The organism is Flavobacterium sp. HTF (genome assembly GCF_003105115.1).
GTDB lineage: Bacteria > Bacteroidota > Bacteroidia > Flavobacteriales > Flavobacteriaceae > Flavobacterium.
In genome coordinates this window covers 1-21,999 of sequence record NZ_QETH01000074.1, presented here as the reverse complement: position 1 = coordinate 21,999, position 21,999 = coordinate 1, and the positions used below count along the sequence as shown (strand labels likewise).

Here is a 21,999-nt window from a genome sequence, read left to right as displayed (position 1 = left end):
AAAACCTTGCAGGACTGTTAAACCTCACGGGTTTAATCCATTCTTATCAAAACTATTTCACTTCAAAAATAAAAGACTCTGAAGGCAGGATTTTAATATTCGCTACCCCTTCACCATTTTTTACCGTAAAGTATGTTTTATTCTTTAAATACAACTGATCCAAAAGAACATACGAACCGTCTTTTAAATTCCATTTTGAAATAACATCCGACGGAATTTTTAATTCAAATTCGCTTGTTTTATCTGACGAGAAGTTAACAATAACAACTAGTTTTTGCTTTGCTGACCAACGAACATAAGAATATAATGATGCATCATAACCCGAATTATTTTGACGGTTTACGGATTGAATTTCCTGAAAACGTCCCATTAAGGCTGAACTGTTTATAGAAAAATTCAATAATCGCTTATAAAAATCACGTAAACTCTTTTCTGATTCCGAAAGTTGTCCGCCATCAAATTTACCACCGTTCATCCATCTCTGGTGATTTGGAACTCCTACGTAATCAAAAATTGAAGTCCTGGATCGTTTTCCAAAACCAGTATCTTCATTACCTGCCTCTCCTACTTCCTGTCCAAAATAAACCATTGTTGGTGATGTGCTAATTGTTGCAGAAACAACCATCAACGGTTTTCCTTTTTCCGGAGTTCCTGCAAATTCCGGACTTGCTAAACGCTGCTCATCATGGTTGTCTAAGAAATGCAGCATATGGTGTTCTATATCCGTCATTCCTGTTTGAATATCAGATAATCCATCCGGAGATGATTTTCCACGAATAATATCTTTTAATTTATCATACGTTTCTACTTTATCATACAAATAATCCATTTTTCCTAAACGAATATAATTGCGGTATTCATTAGGATTATAAACTTCGGCCAATAAAAAAGCTTTAGGATTTTTCATCTTAATCGCCGAATTCATATAACTCCAAAACTCATACGGAACCATTTCTGCCATATCATAACGAAAACCATCAACTCCTTTTGCAGTCCAGTATAAAGCAATTGATCTGAATTTTTTCCACGAATCCGGTACATCTTTATCCTGCCAGTACGCAAAATGTTCCTCATAAGTTTTCTGATCAAAACCTGCCGGAAGTTCAGGGAAATCTTTTGAGCCATCAGAACGGATTCCGTAGTTTACTTTTACAGTTTCATACCAGTCATTCTGGTCCGGTTTGGCTTTTCTTGATCCGTTACCTGTCCATTTCGCAGGATTTTCATCAAAAGAACCATCAACCATTGGATTTTTTTCTCCGTTTAACGGAATGTCTCCATCCGGAATCTGAAAATGTTCGTTCGGTATATAATAGAAATTATTATTTCTGCTGTATTCAACATTTACATTATCATCAGCACCAAAATCCTTCACTCCGTCGGGATTGTTTTTACCTTCATATTTTCGGGCGATATGGTTGGGCACAATATCTATAATCACTTTTAAGCCGGCTTTGTGTGTACGCGCGATCAGAGCTTCAAATTCCTGTAAACGATTTGCCGGGTTTTCTGCTAAATCAGGATTCACATTATAATAATCCTTTACGGCATATGGCGAACCTGCTCTTCCTTTTACAACTTCAGGATCGTCGTTTGAGATTCCGTATGCAGTATAATCACGAACCAAAGCGTGATGTGGAACTCCTGTATACCAAATATAAGTCACCCCTAAATCTTTAATTTCATTAAGCGCTTTGTCTGAAAAATCATTAAATTTTCCAACCCCGTTTTCTTCAATAGTTCCCCACGGTTTGTTAGTAGTGTTTTTATTTCCAAATAAACGTGTAAAAACCTGATACACGACAACTTTTTTGTCTGTAGAACTTTCTGCTTTTGCTGCATCCATTTTTAAATCTTTTGTTTTACATGCCGAAAGCAGCATCGTTACAGCCATTCCTGTAACCAAATATTTTTTGTTTATCATATTCATTTTTATAAACTGATTTTTTTTTGAATTTAAGATTGAAATCAATAATTAAAAACCATTTCCTAAATTTAGGCTAATTTTTAAAATTCAAAAGAAACAAATACACTCTTTATACAGTTTTTATGTAAAAACGTCAACTACAACGAAAGAGTAGTCATTTTTGTTCATAATTTAAACATTCCAAATTCTTATATTCCTGAATGTGATTTATGAATTATAAATTAATCCTAATATCAATAAAGGTTGTAACCTTTTTCATAAATTTGACAAAAATTTAATCAATTGAAGAAATTACTCTTTTTCATAACTTATTGTTTGCTTCTTTTAAGTGTTCAGAGCATTTTTGCGCAAGCACCAAAAAAAATCATTGTTGAGAATGCTGATTTTTCTGATGTCGATCAGGTAGCAATGCCGGATGCTCTTTTGTTAACCGGAAATGTGAGGGTCAATCATGATGGTGTTGTACTGACTTGCAACAAAGCTTACTTTTTTCAAAAAGAAAATTATTTAAAAGCTTTTGGAAATGTACAATTAGTACAGGGCGATACCTTGTATCTGAACAGTAAATATGCTGAATATAACGGGAATATGAAACAGGCCTTTGCTACAGGAAATGCCGTAATGACTTCTCCGGACGCAACACTGCAAACCGATACTATTAATTTTGACCGAAATGTTCAACAGGTATTTTACAATACAAAAGGTACTATAATCAATAAGGACAATACTTTAGTGAGTAAATCGGGTAGATATTACGTAACCGAGAAAAAATTCCGCTTTTTGACTGCTGTAGTGCTTACGAATCCTAAATATGTTATAAAATCCAATCATCTGGATTATTACAGTAATTCCGGTCATAGTTATTTGTTTGGCCCTTCGACTATTACCAGTAAAACCAATTATATTTATACTGAAAAAGGATTTTATGATACCAAGAAAAACCTGGCGCATTTACTCAGGAAATCGTATATAAAATATGATGACCGGCGAATAGAAGGCGATAGCTTGTATTATAACCGAAATACTGAATTTGCATCAGCCACCCGAAATGTAAAAATCACGGATTCCATTAATCGCGGTATAGTAAAAGGTCATTATGCTGAAGTTTTCAAACTCAAAGATTCAATGTTTGTTACAAAAAGAGCTGTTGCTGTCAATTTTGTAGACAATGACTCGGTTTATATTCACGGAAAAAAATTAATGGTTACCGGAAAAGAAGGCGAACGAATTTTAAGAGCTTTTAATAATGTCCGTTTTTTTAAAACAGATATGAGCGGAAAATGCGATTCGATTCATTCAAATTCAAAAACAGCGTTGACAAAACTTATCGGAAATCCGATTCTCTGGAACGGTGACAGTCAGATTACGGGCGATGTAATGCATTTAATTGGAGATAACACCACACGTAAAATAGATTCGCTAAAAGTGCTTAATAATACATTTATCGTCTCTCGGGATACGCTGGGCACAGGATTTAATCAGGTAAAAGGAATCAATTTATTTGGTAAATTCCGGGAAGGCAAATTACACGATGTTGATGTCATAAAAAATACCGAAGTTATTTATTATATGCGGAATGATGCTAATGAACTTATTGGTATCAATAAAAATGTGAGCAGTAAAATCAATATGATTTTAGAAAATAATGCCATCGAAACGATTACTTTTTTTAATAAGGTAGACGGTGATATTTATCCTGAAGAAGATTTACCCGAAAATGCCCGAAAACTAAGAGGTTTGGTATGGCGTGGTGATGAAAGGATAAAATCTAAAGATGATATTTTTACCGCAGAAGAAAATGAACTCAATGATAAATTGATCAAAGAAGGAAAAGACGAAGATGCCAAAGAAAATGTTCCGATGGAAATCAGGAGGGAAACGTTAGATTACGATAAAAAGAAACCAGCGCCAAAAGCAGCATCTAAAACAGCTTCACAAACAAAAGAAAAAACAAAGAAGCAGTAATTTTTCAGCTCATTGTCCTTTTAAAATTAACTAGTTGAAACTTCAGGTATTCAACTAAAACTTAACTTAAGCCTAAAATAAGAAACTTAGAACCTTAGTATCTTTGTTGCTTAGAATCTAAAAAAATGAATTCAGATTTTATAAAATACCAGGCACAAACTTCTCCATACCCTTTAGGGATGGAAGTTTCTCACGCTATTGGCTCCTACATATACGACACAGATAATAAAAAATATTTAGACTTTGTTGCCGGAGTTTCTGCCTGCACACTTGGTCACCAGCATCCGAGAGTTAATCAGGCCATAAAAGATCAGTTAGACAAATATTCTCACGTAATGGTTTATGGCGAATACTCGCAAAGTCCGGCTGTAGAATATTGCAAGTTACTGGCTTCTCTCCTGCCCGAATCGCTGAATAAAACATATTTAGTCAATTCCGGTACCGAAGCAATAGAAGGAGCGCTTAAACTGGCTAAAAGAACAACAGGCCGCAGTCAGCTTATTTCCTGTCACAATGCTTATCATGGCAACACAATGGGATCAATGAGTGTAATGGGTTTTGAGGAAAGAAAACAAGCTTTTCGCCCCTTGTTGCCCGATGTTGATTTTATCACTTTTAATAACGAAGAGGATTTACAAAAAATAACCACCCGAACAGCTGCAATTCTTTTAGAAACGATTCAGGGTGGCGCGGGATTTATTCAGCCAGAGGATAATTTTCTGCAAAAAGTTCGTAAACGCTGTGATGAAGTTGGGGCATTGATGATTGTAGATGAGATTCAGCCCGGGTTTGGAAGAACCGGAAAACTTTTTGGCTTTCAAAATTACGATGTAATTCCGGATATTGTAGTAATGGGAAAAGGAATGGGAGGCGGAATGCCGGTTGGTGCTTTTACCGCTTCGGCAGAAAAAATGGACCTTTTGACCGAAAATCCAAAATTGGGACATATCACTACTTTTGGTGGACATCCTGTCATTGCGTCAGCTTGTCTGGCTACTTTGCAGGAATTAACTGAAACTAATTTAATGACAGAAGCTTTAGAGAAGGAAAAACTCTTTAGATCGCTTTTGGTACATCCTTTGATACAGGAAGTTAGAGGAAAAGGATTAATGCTTGCCGCAATGACCGAAACCGCAGAAATAACGAATCAGGTTATATTAAATTGTCAGGACAAAGGACTGATTTTATTCTGGTTACTGTTTGAAGGCTGTGCAATAAGAATAACACCGCCATTAACAATTTCTGAAGAGGAAATCAAAGAAGGCTGTGCGATAATCCTGAGCGTTATGGATGAAATAATGAACAACGGCTCGAAAGATTAATTTTTAACGGAACGATTGGTCTCTGCAGACAAGGTGGGCAATTTAAATAAATTGCAAACAAAACAAATAATAATCTTTTAAAAATCAAAAGATTAAAACTTAAAACAGAATCAAAATTCTGTCTATATTGTTAATTAAATTGTTCAAAACAATTAATTTACGTTCCTCTCAACACTAATATGGTTGCCTAAATTTATAACAGGCTAATTTCAAATAAAAAAAAGTATGCAATTAAGCAACGAAGAAGAAGATTATAACCTATCCTTATCCAAATTTGAGTCTATGTTAAAAACTAACAAAGTTCTCTTTTTTGATTCTGAAGAATTCGAGGAAATCATTCTTCATTATTTAGATATAGGCAAGGCTAATTTAGCAAAAAAGGCCTTAAAACTTGCATTAGACCAACATCCAAAATCTACAGGCTTAAAATTAGTACAAGTAGAAATGCTGGTTTATGATGAAAAACTCGAGCTGGCTGAAAAGCTTCTGAATGAGTTATACGCAATTGAACCCAACAACGAGGAAATTTATATCCAGAAAGCTAATATCTGTTCTAAAAGAGATCAGCACGAAAAAGCAGTAGAATTACTAAAAATTGCCCTGCAATATACAGACGACTACGCTGACGTGTATAACCTTATTGGAATGGAATATCTTTTTATGGATAATCTTGAAATGGCAAAAGATAGTTTCATTAAATGTCTTGAAGAAGATTTAGAAGATCAGTCTGCTTTGTACAATGTGGTATACTGTTTTGAATTTTTGGATCAAAACCAGGAAGCTATAGTTTATCTTAACGATTATATCAATAAAAACCCATATAGCGAAATTGCATGGCATCAGCTTGGGCGTCTTCATTATGGCGTGAAAGAATATGAAAACGCAATTCGTGCTTTTGATTATGCCACTTTAATCGACGACGAGTTTTTAGGGGCTTTTATGGAAAAAGCAAAAGCTTACGAACGCCTGAAAAAATACAATAAGGCTATCGAAAGCTATAACCGCACCATCGAGTTAGACGATGCGACTTCTTATGCGCTATTGCGTATTGGAAAATGTTATGAAAAACTTGGCAATTCCGCAAAAGCATTACAATACTACAATCAGACTGTACACGAAGATCCGCTTTTAGACAAAGGCTGGATTGCCATTACAGATTTTCATGTTCGTCAAAAAAACTTTCAGAAAGCATTATTTTTTGTCAATAAAGCATTGGCAATCGATAATCAGAATCGTTTGTACTGGAAACGTTATGCAACGATAAACAAGCAAATGAACTTTTTTGAAGAGGCTGAATTTGGATACAGAAAAGCTGTGGAATTTGGAGATTATGCATTGGATACCTGGTTATTCTGGGTGGATATACTTCAGTTTTTAGGTGAATTTGAAAGTGCAATCCAAACTTTATTACAGGCTTCAGAATATTTTCCAGAAGAAAACGAAGTTGAATATCGTTTAGCCGGGTTATATTTTATGATTCAGGATAATACAAAAGCGAAATTTCATTTGAGCAACGGATTACGTCTGAACTTTGACAATTATATCCTGATTGAAGATCTTTTCCCGGTTGTGTGGACAAAAAAAATGGTCAAAAATTATATTGAAAAACATAGAAAGCAATAATGATTGATACTCTAAAAAGGCGTTTTGGCTTGTTAGGCCGTAATATCAGTTACTCTTTTTCTAAAGGATATTTTACTGAAAAATTTAATGATGAAGTTTTTACCGGCAACAGCTACGAAAATTTCGACATTTCTGATATTAATGATTTTACAGAATTAGTTAAAAACAACCCTGAATTAAAAGGGTTAAATGTTACGATTCCGTACAAAGAGCAAGTTATTCCCTTCTTAGATAAGCTTTCAAAAAAAGCATCTTTAATTGGTGCGGTGAATACCATAAAATTTACCAAAAAAGGAAAATTAAAAGGATACAATACTGACTATTACGGGTTTAAAAAATCCTTAGAGCCGTTATTGGAACCACATCATAAAAAAGCACTCATTTTAGGTACCGGCGGTGCTTCAAAAGGAGTTGCTTTTGCCCTTGATGAACTTAATATTCCGTACACTTTTGTCTCAAGAGAAGCAAAGGAAAACATCATTGATTATGATTTAATCAATGCAACAACTTTTGACAATTTTCAGATCATAATCAATTGTACCCCTGTCGGTACAAGCCCAAACATTACAGCATGTCCTAATCTTCCCTATGAGTTTTTCACTGAAAAACACATTGCTTATGACCTGATTTATAATCCGGAAGAAACGCAGTTTTTAAAAAATGCAAAGGAGCATGGAGCAGTTATAAAGAACGGATATGATATGCTAATTTTTCAGGCTGAAAAAGCCTGGAAGATCTGGAACAAATAAAATCAGGCTTTAAAAACAAAAAATTAAAATAATTTTACTAATTTAGACTACTCATTATTAAGTAGTTATGAATAAATTGCTAATTATTTTAATAACCTTATGTGTCACCTTTTCATTAAAAGCTCAGGATACTACTGATTCTGAAAATCTTTTTTCTGAAGCCAGATTTCATTATTTTTTAAAAACATTAGTCCTTTTTAATGAATACTTAGATACCGATAATGGTTCTTTTAACACTACACAACTACGTTTTTTGCAACCTATTGGTAACAAAGCGTGGAACTTACGTTTTGATTTACCATTAATATCTACAAACACTAATTCAACCAATAAAACAGGGATAGGAGATATTGGTGCCGGTGTGAGCTACATTCCCTATCTGAATCAAAGTAATGGCATTGCCATAAGAACACGGATTATTTCAAATTCCGCATCGGATCCTAATTTTGGATCTGGAAAATGGGTTTTCATTCCAACTGTTTTTTATGGAAAGTATCTTCAGAACAAGAAACTTTTATGGATATCTTCACTCGAATATCAGGCTAGTTTTGCAGGTTCAGCCAATCGGGCCGATATAAATATAGCCGCTTTTGAAAATGTCCTGTTTTGTTTTTTTGGAAAAAACTGGGTTGCCGCCGATGCTGCTTTTAGATATAATAATACTGTAGATGGATTCCAAAATAATGCCTTTTTAGAATTTGGCCGAAAAATAACACCTGTCAACCTTGTTTATATTCACCCCAGTGCTGCATTTGGAGGAAAAAAGACATATAATTACGGAATTGAAGCCGGAATACTTATTCTGTTCTGACTTATAATTTGATATTTTATGCTACGCCTGATTACTACATTTATATTAATTTTCTAAAAATAGTAATAATTCATAATTTAAATTTACTTCAACAAATCGACAAATAAACGTTTAACATAGATCAAAATCAGACTAAAGGATATGAATTTCACCTCAAAATAGTGTATAAACAAACGAATTATTTTGTATTTAGAAACTCCTTTAGTATCTTTCGCTCTGTTTAAATAATAAACCTTATACATTTTAAAATGTTAGAAGAAAAGAATGATAACCTGCAGGAAGCAGACGGAAAATTAGAAATCGAAATTAATGATTCTACTCAGGAAGATGTTATTGAAAATTCGAATTCTGAAACAGCAGCTGAAAGTTTAGTTTCTAATACTGAAAATGAACCAATCAACTCTGTTGCTCAGGAAACTGATCATCAAGATGCCTTAGATGCAATAACGAATTCGAATGCTGAAGAAAGCGAAGATGAAACGCTGAAAGAGCGTCATGACATTCCTATGCAGGATTATGATACTTTTCCGTTAGATGCTCTCGTAGATGAATTAAAAAAGCTTATAAATACAGATAAAGTAATGTCTGTAAAGGGTCATATCGAAGAAATTAAAAAATCATTTTCATTACAATACAATCATCTTATAGAGGAAAAAAGAGAAGAATTTAATGCTTCTAATCAGGATCCGAATGAAGAATTTGAATATCATTCTCCTTTAAAATTAAAGTTTGATGAATATTACAATATTTTCAGAGAAAAAAGAAATGAGCATTTTAAACACCTGCAGACCAATTTAAAATCTAATTTAGAAATTCGGCTTGCTATTGTTGAAGAACTAAAAGAGCTTATAAATCCACAGGAAAATATAAAAGATACTCTCAAACATTTTAATGAATTAAGAGAGAGATGGAAAAATGCAGGTTCAATCCCAAAAGACAAGTATAATCACGTTTGGAATAATTATCATTTTCATGTAGAAAATTTCTATGATTATCTGCATTTAGACCGTGAAGCAAGGGATTTAGATTTCAAATACAACCTTGAGCAAAAACAAAAAATCATTACCCGTGTTGAAGAACTGGTAAACGAAACTGATATCAGCAAAGCATTTAGGGAACTACAGGATTTGCACAGAATCTGGAAAGAAGATATTGGGCCGGTTTCTAAAGAACACCGTGATACAATCTGGAATAAATTCAGTGAACTGACTAAAAAAATCCATGACAAAAGAGAAGTTTTGTTTGAAAGCCAAAGAGCCAATGAACATCAAAATCTGGAAGTCAAAAAGGAAATAATTAGCAAACTTGAAGTTCTTGGAACTGAAAAAGTAAACTCTCACTCTCAATGGCTTGTACAGATCCAAAAAGTTGAAGCATTAAGAAATGAGTTTTTTGCTGCAGGAAAAGTTCCTTCGGATGTAAATGAAGAAACCTGGGCTGCGTTTAAAACTGCTGTCAGAAACTTTAATTCGTTTAAAAATTCGTTTTATAAAGACATTAAGAAAGACCAAAACGACAATTTAAATAAAAAAATGGCATTGGTCGCCAAAGCAAAAGAATTACAGGAAAGCACCGATTTTACCTCTACTACTCCAATCATGAAGCAAATTCAGGAGGAATGGAAACAAATTGGTCATGTCCCTAAAAAATATTCCGATAAAATCTGGAAAGATTTTAAAGATGCGTGCAACCATTATTTTGACAAATTAAAAGAGCACAAATCTGAAGAGAATGGCGAAGAAGTAGCTGCTTTTGATAACAAAAAAACGTACTTAGATACCTTAAGAGCTTTTCAGCTTACAGGCGATCATAAAACAGATCTAGACGCTATAAAAGCACATATAGAGACCTGGAAAGGATTCGGAAAAGTTCCGTTTGCAAGACGCCATATCGAAGGTAAATTCAATAAAATCCTGGATGCTCTTTTTGAAAAGTTAAGCCTGAGCAAAAAAGAAACTGAAATGATGCGTTTCTCTAACCGAATAGATTCTTTGTCAGACAGTAATGATACGCGCAAATTAGATAATGAAAAAATATTCCTAATGCGTAAAATCGAAGAAGTTCAAAATGAAATCTTTCAGTTAGAAAATAATATTCAGTTTTTTACCAATACCAAAAATGCCAAAAAAGAGAATTCTATAGTTCTTGAAGTTCGCAAAAACATTGCAATTCACAAAGAAAGCCTTGAGGTTTGGAAGGATAAATTAAAACAATTAAGAAACTTAAATCAGGAATAAATTTAGTTTCTAAAAATAATGAAGGTGTAATAAGTATTTATTGCACCTTTTTTTATGCCTTTACGTTTTGCTTACAAATTGATAAAACAATTCTGTAAATTTTTCTTTATATTTGATAGACCACTATTTATTGATCAAATAAATAATTATTAATCCTAACAACTATAAATATGAAATTTACTAGAAAAGCAAATGCCAACTGGAAAGGAACCGGTATGGAAGGAACAGGAAAAATCAGTACACAAAGTACCACTTTAGACAATGCCCAATTATCTTTTAAAACAAGATTTGCTGACGGTGTCGGAACCAATCCGGAAGAATTAGTTGCTGCAGCTCACTCAGGCTGCTTTACAATGCAATTAAGTTTTTTATTAAATGAAGGAGGCTTTACTGCAGATGATCTAAACACAGAAGCTACAGTTACATTTGAAGACGGAACAATAACTCTGATACATTTGGACCTGAAAGGGAAAGTACCTTCAATTTCTGCAGAAGAATTTGAAAAAACAGCTGCAAAAGCAAAAGAAATCTGCCCGATTTCTAAATTGTTAAATACAACAATTACTTTATCTGTCACTTTGTTAAGCTAAAAAAAAACTATAAGGCATAAAAAAAACCAAGGTAATTAGCCTTGGTTTTTTTATGCTTTCTTTTTTAGATTACATTCTTGCTTTTAGCTCTTTAGCCTCAGCAGTCATTTCTAATGCTTTGTAAACACCTAGCAACGTTTTAAAAACATCTTCGTTTTTAGGATCAAGTTCATTTGCTTTTTTAAGATAAGGGATAACTCCTTTAAATACAGATTCTCTCTGAGCTTTTAAAACATCGTAACGTTTCATATCTTTTGCAGAAGTACCCAATTTATTCATTTCATCAATGATTGGCTTTTCAGCATCAAGCTTTAATGCTGCAAGGTTTAAATATGCATTTGTATAATTAGGATTGATTTCGATAGCTTTTAGGTAATATTTTTCAGCATCAGCACTGTTTTTTGCATTAGCACTAATTACCCCTAAGTTAAATACTAAATCAGCATTGTTTGGATCTTTTTGCAAAGCCTCACCAACTAATTTTTTGTATGTTTCAAAATCTTTTGATTCAAGATATAAGTTAGCTTCTGTAAGAATTAAAGAAGCATCTTCCGGATTCGTTTTTCTTGCATCAGCGATTGCTTTTTTAGCATCTTCAATACGTCCTTTCTGAACTAAAATCAAAGCCAGGTTTTTGTAAATCTCACCTCTTTTAGAAGGAATAGCTTCTGTTTTTGGTTTCTCGTGAGTTCCCAATTTTACAGCCAAATCTCTTTCTTTAGCATTATTAAAACCATCTTCACTCTGATTAGCTTTATTAATAGCAGTGTAGCTTGTACCTTTTCCAGAATAATTAAGTTTTTTTAATTCTTCATACATAGGAAGAGCAGAATCATAATCCTGAGCATTTACTGCTGTAGAAGCTGCATAATATAAGTTGATTGTATCGTTTTTATCCAACACGTAAGCATCATATAACTTTTTAGCTCCTTCAGAATTTTTGTTCGCCTGAGTATCAGCAATAGCTGAGTTAATCAGTTTTCCTTTGATATCAGTAATTGAAGCAGCAGCCTGAGTAGAATATTTTTGTTTTCCGGATGTTTTTTCAACTTCAATTAATTTTTTATAGCTCTCTGCTGCAAGTGATAAGTTTTTACTCTCATCTACTTTTTTAGTAGCTAAATCCAAATAAGCATTCCCCTGAACAAAATAAAATTGTGCTTGTTCTGTATCTTTTGCATTTACAATAAGATTTTCTGCATCTTTTAATTGTGAAATTGCACCCTGAGCATCTCCGCCTTTCAATGCTTTTTCTGCACTTTTAATTTGATCTTTCTGAGCAAAAGTAGCTACTGAAATCAAAAATGCTGATGCTAGTATTACATATTTACTTTTCATAATATTCAATTTGTATTTAATTTTAATATAGTGGTTTTTATTTTTATTCTTCAGATTCTTCTTCAGAATCGTTTTCGTCTTCTGCTACTTCATCAGAATCATCTTCGTCATCATCATCTTCAACTGTTCCTTCATCTTCCAAAACTTCTAAATCAGGCTTAACTCTTTCAATTGCAGATTCAATAACATTTCCGTCTTCGTCAACAACAACCTCCGCAACATCATCTTTCATAACTTTTGTCACAGCAGCGATAGAATCTTTACCTTTTAAGTTAATCAATCGGACACCTTGTGTTGCACGACCCATAACACGTAAATCTTCAATTGCCATTCTGATTGTTAATCCGGATTTGTTGATAATCATCAAATCATCAGCATCTGTTACAGCATTAATCGAAATTAATTTTCCTGTTTTCTCCGTAATATTAAGAGTTTTAACCCCTTTACCTCCACGGTTTGTAATTCTGTAAACATCTTCGCCGTCTTCATCTACCAGCTTAGTACGTTTTCCGTATCCGTTTTCAGTCACAACTAAAATCTGTGAATCATTAACGTCATTTTTACCTACAGTAACCATACCAATTACTTCATCAGTATCATCTTTTAAAGTAATTCCACGAACTCCTGAAGCTGTTCTTCCCATCGGACGTGTTTTAGTTTCTTCAAAACGAACTAATTTTCCGGATTTCACAGCTAAGATAATCTGGCTTTCCCCATCAGTTAATTTAGCTTCAAGTAACTCATCACCTTCTTTAATCGTGATGGCAGCAACACCATTTACACGAGGTTTAGAATATTTCTCTAAAGAAGTTTTCTTCACCTGGCCTTGTTTGGTAACCATTACAAGATTATGGCTGTTGATGTAATCTTTATCTTTTAGATCCTGTGTACAAATGAAAGCTTTTACTTTATCATCGCTTTCAATATTTACAAGGTTCTGAATCGCTCTTCCTTTTGCTGTTTTACTACCTTCAGGAATTTCGTAAACACGCATCCAGAAACATTTTCCTTTTTGCGTAAAGAACATCATATACTGGTGGTTGGTAGCAACGAACATGTGTTCAAGGAAATCCTGATCTCTTGTTCCGGCACTTTTTTGTCCAACTCCTCCTCTGTTTTGAGTTTTGTATTCGGTAAGGTTTGTACGTTTGATGTATCCTGCATGTGAAATGGTAATAACTACATTCTCATCAGCAATTAAATCTTCGATACTTACATCACCTCCGGAATATTCGATTTGAGAACGGCGTGCGTCACCATATTTCTCACGAATTTCTTCTAATTCTTCCTTAATTAAAGCAGTTCTTAAATTTACGTCAGCTAATAACGCTTTTAAGTGTTCAATTAATTTCATTAATTCTTCGAACTCAGCTCTTAATTTGTCCTGTTCCAGACCTGTTAACTGACGAAGACGCATCTCAACAATGGCACGGGCCTGAATATCTGATAATTTAAATCTTTCGATTAATTTCTCACGGGCTTCTTCAGTATTTTTAGAACCTCTTATTATAGCGATTACTTCATCAATATTATCCGAAGCAATAATTAATCCTTCTAATATATGTGCTCTTTCTTCTGCTTTTCTTAATTCAAACTGTGTTCTTCGAACTACTACATCATGACGGTGCTCAATAAAATAGTGAATCATATCTTTTAGATTCAACATTTGTGGGCGACCTTTTACCAGTGCAATATTATTGACACTAAAAGATGATTGTAATGATGTGAACTTATATAAGGTATTCAAAACTACGTTTGGAGTAGCGTCACGTTTCAGGATATAAACGATACGCATACCATTTCTGTCCGATTCGTCACGAATATTCGCAATACCTTCAATTTTTTTATCGTTAACTAAATCAGCCGTACGTTTGATCATTTCGGCTTTGTTAACCTGATATGGAATCTCGGTAACAATAATACATTCTCTTCCGTCAACTTCTTCAAAACCAACTTTAGCACGCATAACAATACGTCCTCTACCTGTTTTAAATGCTTCACGAACGCCTTCATAACCGTATATTACACCACCAGTTGGAAAATCCGGAGCTTTAATATGTGTTATTAATTCGTCGATTTCAATATCGTTATTATCAAGGTATGCTAATGTACCGTTGATAACCTCAGTTAAGTTATGTGGCGGCATATTAGTTGCCATACCGACAGCAATACCGGTTGCTCCGTTTACTAACAAAGTTGGAACTCTGGTAGGCATTACTTTTGGCTCATATAATGTATCGTCAAAGTTCAATTGAAAATCAACTGTTTCTTTTTCGATATCTGCCATAATATCTTCAGATATCTTACGCATTCTGGCCTCAGTATAACGCATTGCTGCAGGACTGTCACCATCAACGGAACCAAAGTTACCCTGACCATCCACTAATAAATAACGCATACTCCATTCCTGGGCCATACGTACCATTGCATCATAAACAGATGTATCACCGTGCGGGTGATACTTACCCAGAACCTCTCCCACGATTCTCGCAGATTTTTTGTGGGCAGATCTTGAAGTTACACCTAAATCATACATTCCATAAAGAACTCTTCGATGAACTGGTTTCAGGCCATCTCTGACATCAGGAAGCGCTCTCGATACAATTACTGACATCGAATAATCGATGTAAGCTGATTTCATTTCATCCTCTATGTTAATGGGAATTAACTTTTCTCCTTCAGACATAAGTTGTTATATTAAATAATTATATTAGTTTCAAAGCGTGCCAAGATACGTTTTTTTGAAATTTTTTCAGCTATTTACTTACACTTATTTCAATGATTTATTAACAACATTTTTCTACCTTTTAGTTAATAAATTAAGCGTTTTTTAACGCTTTTATTGTTATTTTTTTTGTCTATTAGCTGTCAGGAGATATTGAAGGGTACGGTTTTTGTTTTTCAAACTGTAAATCATTAAATTTACTATATCAATTATATATTATGGATGATAATTTTTCACCAAGAGTAAAAGATGTTATTACTTACAGTAAAGAGGAAGCCTTACGTCTGGGCCACGACTTTATTGGTACTGAACATCTAATGTTGGGCATTTTAAGAGATGGTAACGGAAAAGCTATTCATATACTTAATAACCTGGCAGTCGATTTAGACCATTTGCGCAGAAAGGTAGAAATACTTAGCCCTGCTAATCTGGGCGTTGAAGTAAATGCCGAAAAGAAAAATCTTCATCTTACCCGACAGGCTGAAAGAGCCCTGAAGACTACTTTTCTGGAGGCTAAAGTATTTCAAAGCTCTTCAATTAGCACAGCACACCTGCTATTATGTATCTTACGCAACGAAAACGATCCAACAACCAAGCTGTTGAATAAACTAAAAATAGATTATGACATAGCTAAAGAACAATATTTAAACATGACGCCAAACGAAGAAGAATTCTTAGAAAACTTACCGAGAAACGAATCATATAATGATGATTCAGGACAAGATGACAGTCTTAAAGAGAGTAGTTTTAATAATCCCGCCAATAAGTCAAACAAAAAATCTAAAACTCCGGTCTTAGATAATTTTGGGAGAGATTTAACAGAAATGGCCGAGGAAGGAAAACTTGATCCTGTTGTAGGACGCGAAAAAGAAATTGAACGTGTATCTCAAATTCTAAGCCGTAGAAAAAAGAACAACCCACTCCTTATCGGGGAGCCTGGTGTTGGTAAATCTGCGATTGCTGAAGGATTAGCATTACGTATTATCCAGAAAAAAGTATCACGTATTCTTTTTAACAAACGTGTGGTAACTTTAGATCTTGCGAGTTTAGTTGCAGGAACAAAATACCGCGGTCAGTTTGAAGAAAGAATGAAAGCCGTAATGAACGAGCTTGAAAAAAATGATGATATTATTCTTTTCATTGATGAAATTCACACTATTGTAGGTGCCGGAGGAGCAACGGGTTCGCTTGATGCTTCAAACATGTTCAAACCTGCTTTAGCAAGAGGCGAAATCCAATGTATTGGTGCTACAACTCTTGATGAATACAGACAATATATTGAGAAAGATGGTGCACTCGAAAGACGTTTCCAAAAAGTAATTGTTGAACCAACTTCTGTTGAAGAAACGATTGCTATTTTGAATAACGTGAAAGACAAATATGAAGATCATCACAATGTTACTTATACTCAGGAAGCAATTGAAGCCTGTGTTAAATTAACAAACAGATATATGTCTGAGCGTTTCTTACCGGACAAAGCTATTGATGCAATGGACGAGGCCGGATCCCGCGTACACATTACCAATATTGATGTTCCTAAACAAATTCTTGATTTAGAACGTCAGTTAGAAGAAGTGCGTGAAAACAAAAATATGGTTGTTAAAAAACAAAAATATGAAGAAGCAGCCAAACTTCGCGATGATGAAAAACGCATTGAGAAAGATTTAGCTGTTGCACAGGAACAATGGGAAGAAGATTCTAAAAACAACCGTATCGAAGTTACAGAAGATAATGTAGCTGATGTTGTTTCTATGATGACCGGAATTCCGGTAAACAGAATTGCACAAACAGAAAGCAACAAACTGGCTAAATTACCTGAATTGATTCAGAACAAAGTAATCGGTCAAAATGAAGCTGTTCTTAAAATTGCACGTTCTATACAACGTAACAGAGCCGGACTTAAAGATCCGAACAAACCAATTGGTTCATTCATTTTCTTAGGTCAGACCGGAGTTGGAAAAACACAATTGGCAAAAGTTCTTGCAAAAGAATTGTTTGATTCTGAAGATGCATTAGTTCGTATCGACATGAGTGAATACATGGAGAAATTTGCGATTTCACGTTTAGTTGGAGCGCCTCCGGGATACGTTGGGTATGAAGAAGGTGGTCAGCTGACTGAAAAAGTCCGCAGAAAACCATATTGTGTTGTTCTTTTGGACGAGATCGAAAAAGCGCATCCGGATGTATTCAATATGATGCTTCAGGTTTTAGATGATGGATATCTGACTGATAGTTTAGGTCGTAAAATCGACTTTAAAAACACAATCATTATCATGACTTCTAACGTTGGTGCACGTCAGTTAAAAGATTTCGGACAAGGTGTCGGATTCGGAACTGCTGCGAAAGTAGCCCAGGCCGATGAAAACTCAAAAAGCATTATCGAAAATGCTTTGAAGAAAACTTTTGCTCCTGAATTCTTAAACAGAATTGACGACGTAATTGTATTTAATGCATTAGAAAAAGCTGACATTGATTTAATTATCGAAATCGAGCTTAAAAAACTATACTCACGTATTGCAGAATTAGGATACAATTTAAGTCTTACTGATAAAGCAAAAGCATTCATCGCTGAAAAAGGCTTTGACAGACAATTTGGAGCAAGACCTCTAAAAAGAGCTATTCAGAAATATGTGGAAGATTTGTTAGCCGAAGAAATCATCACTTCTAAAATTCATTCAGGTGACGAAATCTTAATGGATCTAAAAGACGATTCTCAGGAGCTTTCGGTAGAAATACACAAAGCCGAAGAGCCGACAAATCAATAAATTAGTTAAAATTTATAACAAAAATAAAGTACCCGTTACGTTTTCATAACTTAACGGGTATTTTTTTTGCGGAAATTAGTATCTTTAGTAAAAGCAAATAGCTACTTTTGGTTTTAAATTCTATAATAAAAAAACAATATATGCTTCAAAACAAAGTCATTTTAGGCAGTGAAGAATGGTGCTCATTTCCAGAACTTGGAATTCCGACAATTAAGGCTCGTGTAGATTCCGGTGCCAAAACTTCGGCAATGCACGCCATAAACATAGCTCCCTTTATAAAAAATGATGCGAACTGGGTAAAATTTGATATCAACCCAATTCAGAACAATATAAAAACGATTATTCATTGCGAAGCGCCGCTGGTTGATAAAAGAATAGTAAAAAGCTCAAGCGGATTCAGAGAGCACCGATATGTAATTCAGACCAGCCTTAAAATAGGCGATGTAAAATGGCCTATTGAAATGACTCTTACCAATCGTGACTCAATGGGTTTCCGAATGCTATTAGGCCGCGAAGCAATGAGCGGACGCGTTTTGGTAGATCCTGAAGAAAAATATTTACTGGGTCAGCCAACAACCGAAGCATTAAAAGAATTATATCAAAACTCCGAAAAAGCAAGTTCAGGCTTAAGAATCGGGCTTTTAGCCAGTAATCCTGAATTGTACAGCAATAAAAGGATAATGGAAGCCGGTGAAATGCGCGGTCATGAAATGCATTTTTTGAACATCAAGGAATGTTATATGAAACTGGACGCAAAGACTCCCGAAATTCATTACAGAGGCGGGAAAATCCTAAATCAGTTTGATGCTATTATTCCTAGAATTCGACCAAGTATTACTTTCTATGGTTGTGCTTTGACACGTCAATTTGAAGCTTTGAAGGTTTTCGTCTTAAATTCGGCTACAGCCATCACACAATCGCGTGACAAATTATATTCACTGCAATTATTATTAAACAGCGGTATTGACATTCCAACAACCGGATTTGCCAATTCTCCTCTGGATACGGATAATTTAATTAAAATGGTTGGCGGTTCTCCCCTAATCGTAAAATTACTCGAAGGAACACAAGGAAAAGGAGTTGTTCTGGCCGAAACCAAAAAAGCGGCAGAAAGTGTAATAAATGCTTTTAAAAGCTTAAATGCCAATATTTTAGTTCAGGAGTTTATTAAAGAAGCAAACGGAAAAGATATTCGTTGCTTCGTAATCGACGGAAAAGTAGTTGCTGCCATTCAGCGTGAAGCCATGCCAGGCGAGTTTAGAGCTAATATTCATCTTGGCGGAACTGCATCTGTAATAAAAGTAACCGCAGAAGAAAAAAAGATCGCCATTAAGGCTGCAAAAGCGATGGACTTAAAAGTAGCCGGTGTTGACATTATTCGTTCTTCTAAAGGTCCCTTATTGCTTGAAGTAAACTCTTCTCCGGGTCTTGAAGGAATTGAAGGAGCAACGAATAAAGATGTAGCCGGAGAAATGATTAAAGCAATTGAAAAGAATTTTAAACTCATATAGACATCTTCGTTTCTTTAAGATTCATTGAAACTTAATGTCTTTGAAATATTTTAGCAGCTTTGGTTAAGTTTTAAAACTTTGCCAAAGCTTTTTTTTATAACTTTAAAATAAAAATATGCTTTTTCCCTACTCAGACATTATTATACGAAGTATAGCAGTCTATTTTTTCATGACAATAGCTTTGAGAGTTTTTGGTAAAAAAGAACTTTCTCAACTCAATACTGCCGATATTATCCTGATTCTGTTAATCAGTAATTCTGTCCAGAATGCCATGGTTGGTCCGGATACCAGTCTTGAAGGAGGTCTGATTGCTGCTTTGGTTTTATTTATAATAAACTTTATAATCAAAAAGTTAACCGGAAATACAAAGTTTTTGGAGATTTATTATTAGATAAACCAGAAGTTTTAATTCATGATGGAAAATTAGATTTTAAAGCTTTGAGCAAACTCGATATTTCTGACGAAGAACTAAAAGAAGCCATGAGAGAACACGGCATAGAGTTTTTTAAAAATGTAAAATTAGCAATGCTGGAGATTGACGGAACAATCAGCATTATTTCTGAAGATGAAAAAAAATTAAAGCAGACTCATTATAAGCGCAAGCATAATCATAAGAATTTGCAGAAGTTTTAAAAAAAAGGTCTACCTTTTTATAAAATTTGACAATCCTAAAATGTCTAGAGGTTTAGAAATTGGAAAACCATATTTATTAAATTTTATTTCTGTTATTGCAAAATCATAATTAAATTCTTCTATTTTGTCATATTTAATTGGAGTTATAAGTTTATTATTCTGATCAATGGCTCCCCATTTTCCATTAATAGAAACTAAAGCAACTTTTGCACTGGATTTTTCTATTTTATCATATTTTAAAGTTTGTGTTGCCTTGCCTTTTTTATCGATAATATATGATTTATTACCAATAGTCCCTATAGAAAATCCCTTAGCGAAATCTGTCATACTATCATATTTTGGTTTAATTATATTAACCCCTGTACTATCAATTGCTCCCCATTTATTATTCTCTTTAAATATTAATATTCCTTCATCAAAATAAGTACTCATTTTTGAAAGCGGTGTATCAAATCTTACTGGTATCGTTTCTTTTCCATTTTTATTTATATATCCACATTTTTTATTGATTTTGACAAATGCCCCGCCATGAATAGAACGTTCAATCGAATCATATTTTATTGGAGTTATAGAAATTCCTTTTTTATTTGTAAAACCATATTTGCCATTCCGATGCAACAACAACAAAAGTCCCTCCTCAATATATAAACTACGAACTTTATAAAAAAAATCAGGATTGGTTATGCAATCATTTTCAATAGAAATAATAATTTTTCCTTTACTATTTATATAACCGTATTTATTATTTTTATAAACCGCACAAATATCACCCAATGCATCAATTGCATCATAAACAGGCGAAATTATCTTTTTCCCATTTTCATCAATAACTCCAACTTTATTATCCGATGTAATTCTGGCCATTTTTTTAGTCGAAGAAAAACCCGGATGATCTTCATTAAACGTTTGCTGATATTTTAATGGAGTTATTAATTTCCCTGTTTGCTCATTTACAATACCCCATTTATAAACTTGAGGATAAATATTAATGCCTACATATGCAAATCCATCATCTAATCGTTCTAGTTCATCATAAATTATTGGTACAATTTCTTTTCCATTTTTATCAATCATACCATTTTTAAAATCTGAATTTAATACTTGAGCCCTTCCATTTTCAAATTTATATCCATTACGATATTTTATTTCAGTTATTTCTTTTCCATATGAATTAACATAACCATATTTCTGATTTATAGAAACACATAAAATTCAATTACTAAAAGTATAAACATCATCATATTTAATTGGAGTTATTTCTTTAGCAATTTTATTAATAACCCCCCATTTATCATTCACTCTGACAGCATAAAAACCTTCTTCAATATATTGAAAATTGTCATATTTAAAGTCTGTAACCTTCTTTCCTGTTTTATCGACAAATGCAAATTTATTCTTATTTAGTACTGCTGCTAAATTTCCATTGAATCTCCAAATACGAAAGTATTTTTTTGGTACAATTATTTTACCGGTAGAATCAATAATGCCCCATTTATGATTTTTTCTAACTGTCACAAATCCCTCATAAAAATTAGAAACATCATTGTAAATAGTCGGAATTATTTCTTTAACATATTTATTAATAGCGACATATCTGGAAAAACCTTTTCTTATTTTTTCTGTTTTTTTATTTGTTTTGTAATTAAAACCATTAGTCTTATAAAACCTTCCAGTAAGAAAAAGACAAGCTAAAACCAAAAATAGTTTAAATATGTAAATTATTCATTTAATTTTTAAAAATTATCAACTAATATTTTTACAACTGCTAAACCTTCTTCAACATTATATAATAAATCATATTTT

14 protein-coding genes and 2 pseudogenes are annotated in these 21,999 nt (G+C 33.7%); 10 read left to right on the top strand and 6 right to left on the bottom strand.

What is annotated here, in order from left to right; all coding sequences use genetic code 11:
- Positions 1-52 precede the first annotated feature (52 nt).
- Complete coding sequence (locus DCO46_RS17605; protein WP_116753806.1) at positions 53-1,924, bottom strand: alpha-amylase family protein; 1,872 nt, start codon at positions 1,922-1,924, stop codon at positions 53-55.
- A gap of 285 nt (positions 1,925-2,209) precedes the next feature.
- On the opposite strand from DCO46_RS17605, the gene DCO46_RS17600 reads away from it, so the two are divergent.
- The 7 genes from DCO46_RS17600 (at position 2,210) to DCO46_RS17570 (ending at position 11,224) form a co-directional block, all read left to right on the top strand.
- Positions 2,210-3,892 (top strand): OstA-like protein, encoded by a 1,683-nt coding sequence (locus tag DCO46_RS17600; protein WP_410503668.1) that lies wholly within the window; start codon positions 2,210-2,212, stop codon positions 3,890-3,892.
- Between the two features lie 125 nt (positions 3,893-4,017).
- Positions 4,018-5,214: an aspartate aminotransferase family protein gene (locus DCO46_RS17595; RefSeq protein WP_116753804.1), complete on the top strand. Its 1,197-nt coding sequence runs from the start codon at positions 4,018-4,020 to the stop codon at positions 5,212-5,214.
- A gap of 225 nt (positions 5,215-5,439) precedes the next feature.
- Positions 5,440-6,837 (top strand): tetratricopeptide repeat protein, encoded by a 1,398-nt coding sequence (locus DCO46_RS17590; RefSeq protein WP_116753803.1) that lies wholly within the window; start codon positions 5,440-5,442, stop codon positions 6,835-6,837.
- Positions 6,837-7,586: a shikimate dehydrogenase family protein gene (locus DCO46_RS17585; RefSeq protein WP_116753802.1), complete on the top strand. Its 750-nt coding sequence runs from the start codon at positions 6,837-6,839 to the stop codon at positions 7,584-7,586. Before DCO46_RS17590 ends, DCO46_RS17585 begins: the two co-directional genes overlap by 1 nt.
- Before the next feature lie 67 nt (positions 7,587-7,653).
- Entirely contained in the window at positions 7,654-8,397 is a 744-nt protein-coding gene (locus DCO46_RS17580) for a lipid A phosphoethanolamine transferase (RefSeq protein ID WP_116753801.1), read from the top strand.
- A gap of 248 nt (positions 8,398-8,645) precedes the next feature.
- Positions 8,646-10,634, top strand: a complete 1,989-nt coding sequence (locus DCO46_RS17575; protein WP_116753800.1) for a DUF349 domain-containing protein — start codon at positions 8,646-8,648, stop codon at positions 10,632-10,634.
- Positions 10,635-10,804: 170 nt separating this feature from the next.
- Positions 10,805-11,224: an OsmC family protein gene (locus DCO46_RS17570; RefSeq protein WP_116753799.1), complete on the top strand. Its 420-nt coding sequence runs from the start codon at positions 10,805-10,807 to the stop codon at positions 11,222-11,224.
- A 69-nt stretch (positions 11,225-11,293) separates the two neighbouring features.
- On the opposite strand, the gene DCO46_RS17565 is transcribed toward DCO46_RS17570, so the two are convergent.
- Positions 11,294-12,562: a tetratricopeptide repeat protein gene (locus DCO46_RS17565; protein ID WP_116753798.1), complete on the bottom strand. Its 1,269-nt coding sequence runs from the start codon at positions 12,560-12,562 to the stop codon at positions 11,294-11,296.
- A 43-nt stretch (positions 12,563-12,605) separates the two neighbouring features.
- Complete coding sequence (gene gyrA / locus DCO46_RS17560) at positions 12,606-15,248, bottom strand: DNA gyrase subunit A (RefSeq protein WP_116753797.1); 2,643 nt, start codon at positions 15,246-15,248, stop codon at positions 12,606-12,608.
- Between the two features lie 257 nt (positions 15,249-15,505).
- Between gyrA and DCO46_RS17555 the strand changes: the two genes are divergently transcribed.
- The 3 genes and pseudogenes from DCO46_RS17555 (at position 15,506) to DCO46_RS23450 (ending at position 20,196) form a co-directional block, all read left to right on the top strand.
- Positions 15,506-18,052, top strand: a complete 2,547-nt coding sequence (locus DCO46_RS17555) for an ATP-dependent Clp protease ATP-binding subunit (RefSeq protein WP_116753796.1) — start codon at positions 15,506-15,508, stop codon at positions 18,050-18,052.
- Positions 18,053-18,192: 140 nt separating this feature from the next.
- The gene (rimK, locus tag DCO46_RS17550; RefSeq protein ID WP_116753795.1) at positions 18,193-19,563 is read left to right on the top strand and encodes a 30S ribosomal protein S6--L-glutamate ligase; all 1,371 of its coding nucleotides are present in this window, start codon (positions 18,193-18,195) and stop codon (positions 19,561-19,563) included.
- Between the two features lie 115 nt (positions 19,564-19,678).
- Positions 19,679-20,196 (top strand): annotated as a pseudogene (locus DCO46_RS23450) (DUF421 domain-containing protein).
- Between the two features lie 9 nt (positions 20,197-20,205).
- Here the strand turns inward: DCO46_RS23450 and DCO46_RS17540 are convergent.
- The 3 genes and pseudogenes from DCO46_RS17540 to DCO46_RS17530 form a co-directional block, all read right to left on the bottom strand.
- Positions 20,206-21,270, bottom strand: coding sequence for a WG repeat-containing protein (locus DCO46_RS17540; RefSeq protein WP_116753794.1), 1,065 nt, complete (start codon positions 21,268-21,270; stop codon positions 20,206-20,208).
- A gap of 33 nt (positions 21,271-21,303) precedes the next feature.
- Positions 21,304-21,393 (bottom strand): annotated as a pseudogene (locus tag DCO46_RS23445) (hypothetical protein); the annotation flags it as partial.
- A gap of 15 nt (positions 21,394-21,408) precedes the next feature.
- On the bottom strand, positions 21,409-21,894 hold the full coding sequence (locus tag DCO46_RS17530; RefSeq protein WP_116753793.1) for a WG repeat-containing protein: 486 nt from the start codon (positions 21,892-21,894) through the stop codon (positions 21,409-21,411).
- Positions 21,895-21,999: the final 105 nt, after the last annotated feature.

Excerpts from the sequence above, each read along its gene's own strand:
- DCO46_RS17605 (WP_116753806.1), bottom strand. The coding sequence starts at position 1,924 with ATGATAAACAAAAAATATTTGGTTACAGGAATGGCTGTAACGATGCTG.
- DCO46_RS17585 (WP_116753802.1), top strand. The coding sequence starts at position 6,837 with ATGATTGATACTCTAAAAAGGCGTTTTGGCTTGTTAGGCCGTAATATC.
- DCO46_RS17540 (WP_116753794.1), bottom strand. The coding sequence starts at position 21,270 with ATGATTGATAAAAATGGAAAAGAAATTGTACCAATAATTTATGATGAA.
- DCO46_RS17595 (WP_116753804.1), top strand. The coding sequence starts at position 4,018 with ATGAATTCAGATTTTATAAAATACCAGGCACAAACTTCTCCATACCCT.
- DCO46_RS17570 (WP_116753799.1), top strand. The coding sequence starts at position 10,805 with ATGAAATTTACTAGAAAAGCAAATGCCAACTGGAAAGGAACCGGTATG.
- DCO46_RS17580 (WP_116753801.1), top strand. The coding sequence starts at position 7,654 with ATGAATAAATTGCTAATTATTTTAATAACCTTATGTGTCACCTTTTCA.
- DCO46_RS17555 (WP_116753796.1), top strand. The coding sequence starts at position 15,506 with ATGGATGATAATTTTTCACCAAGAGTAAAAGATGTTATTACTTACAGT.
- DCO46_RS17590 (WP_116753803.1), top strand. The coding sequence starts at position 5,440 with ATGCAATTAAGCAACGAAGAAGAAGATTATAACCTATCCTTATCCAAA.
- DCO46_RS17575 (WP_116753800.1), top strand. The coding sequence starts at position 8,646 with ATGTTAGAAGAAAAGAATGATAACCTGCAGGAAGCAGACGGAAAATTA.
- rimK (WP_116753795.1), top strand. The coding sequence starts at position 18,193 with ATGCTTCAAAACAAAGTCATTTTAGGCAGTGAAGAATGGTGCTCATTT.
- DCO46_RS17565 (WP_116753798.1), bottom strand. The coding sequence starts at position 12,562 with ATGAAAAGTAAATATGTAATACTAGCATCAGCATTTTTGATTTCAGTA.
- gyrA (WP_116753797.1), bottom strand. The coding sequence starts at position 15,248 with ATGTCTGAAGGAGAAAAGTTAATTCCCATTAACATAGAGGATGAAATG.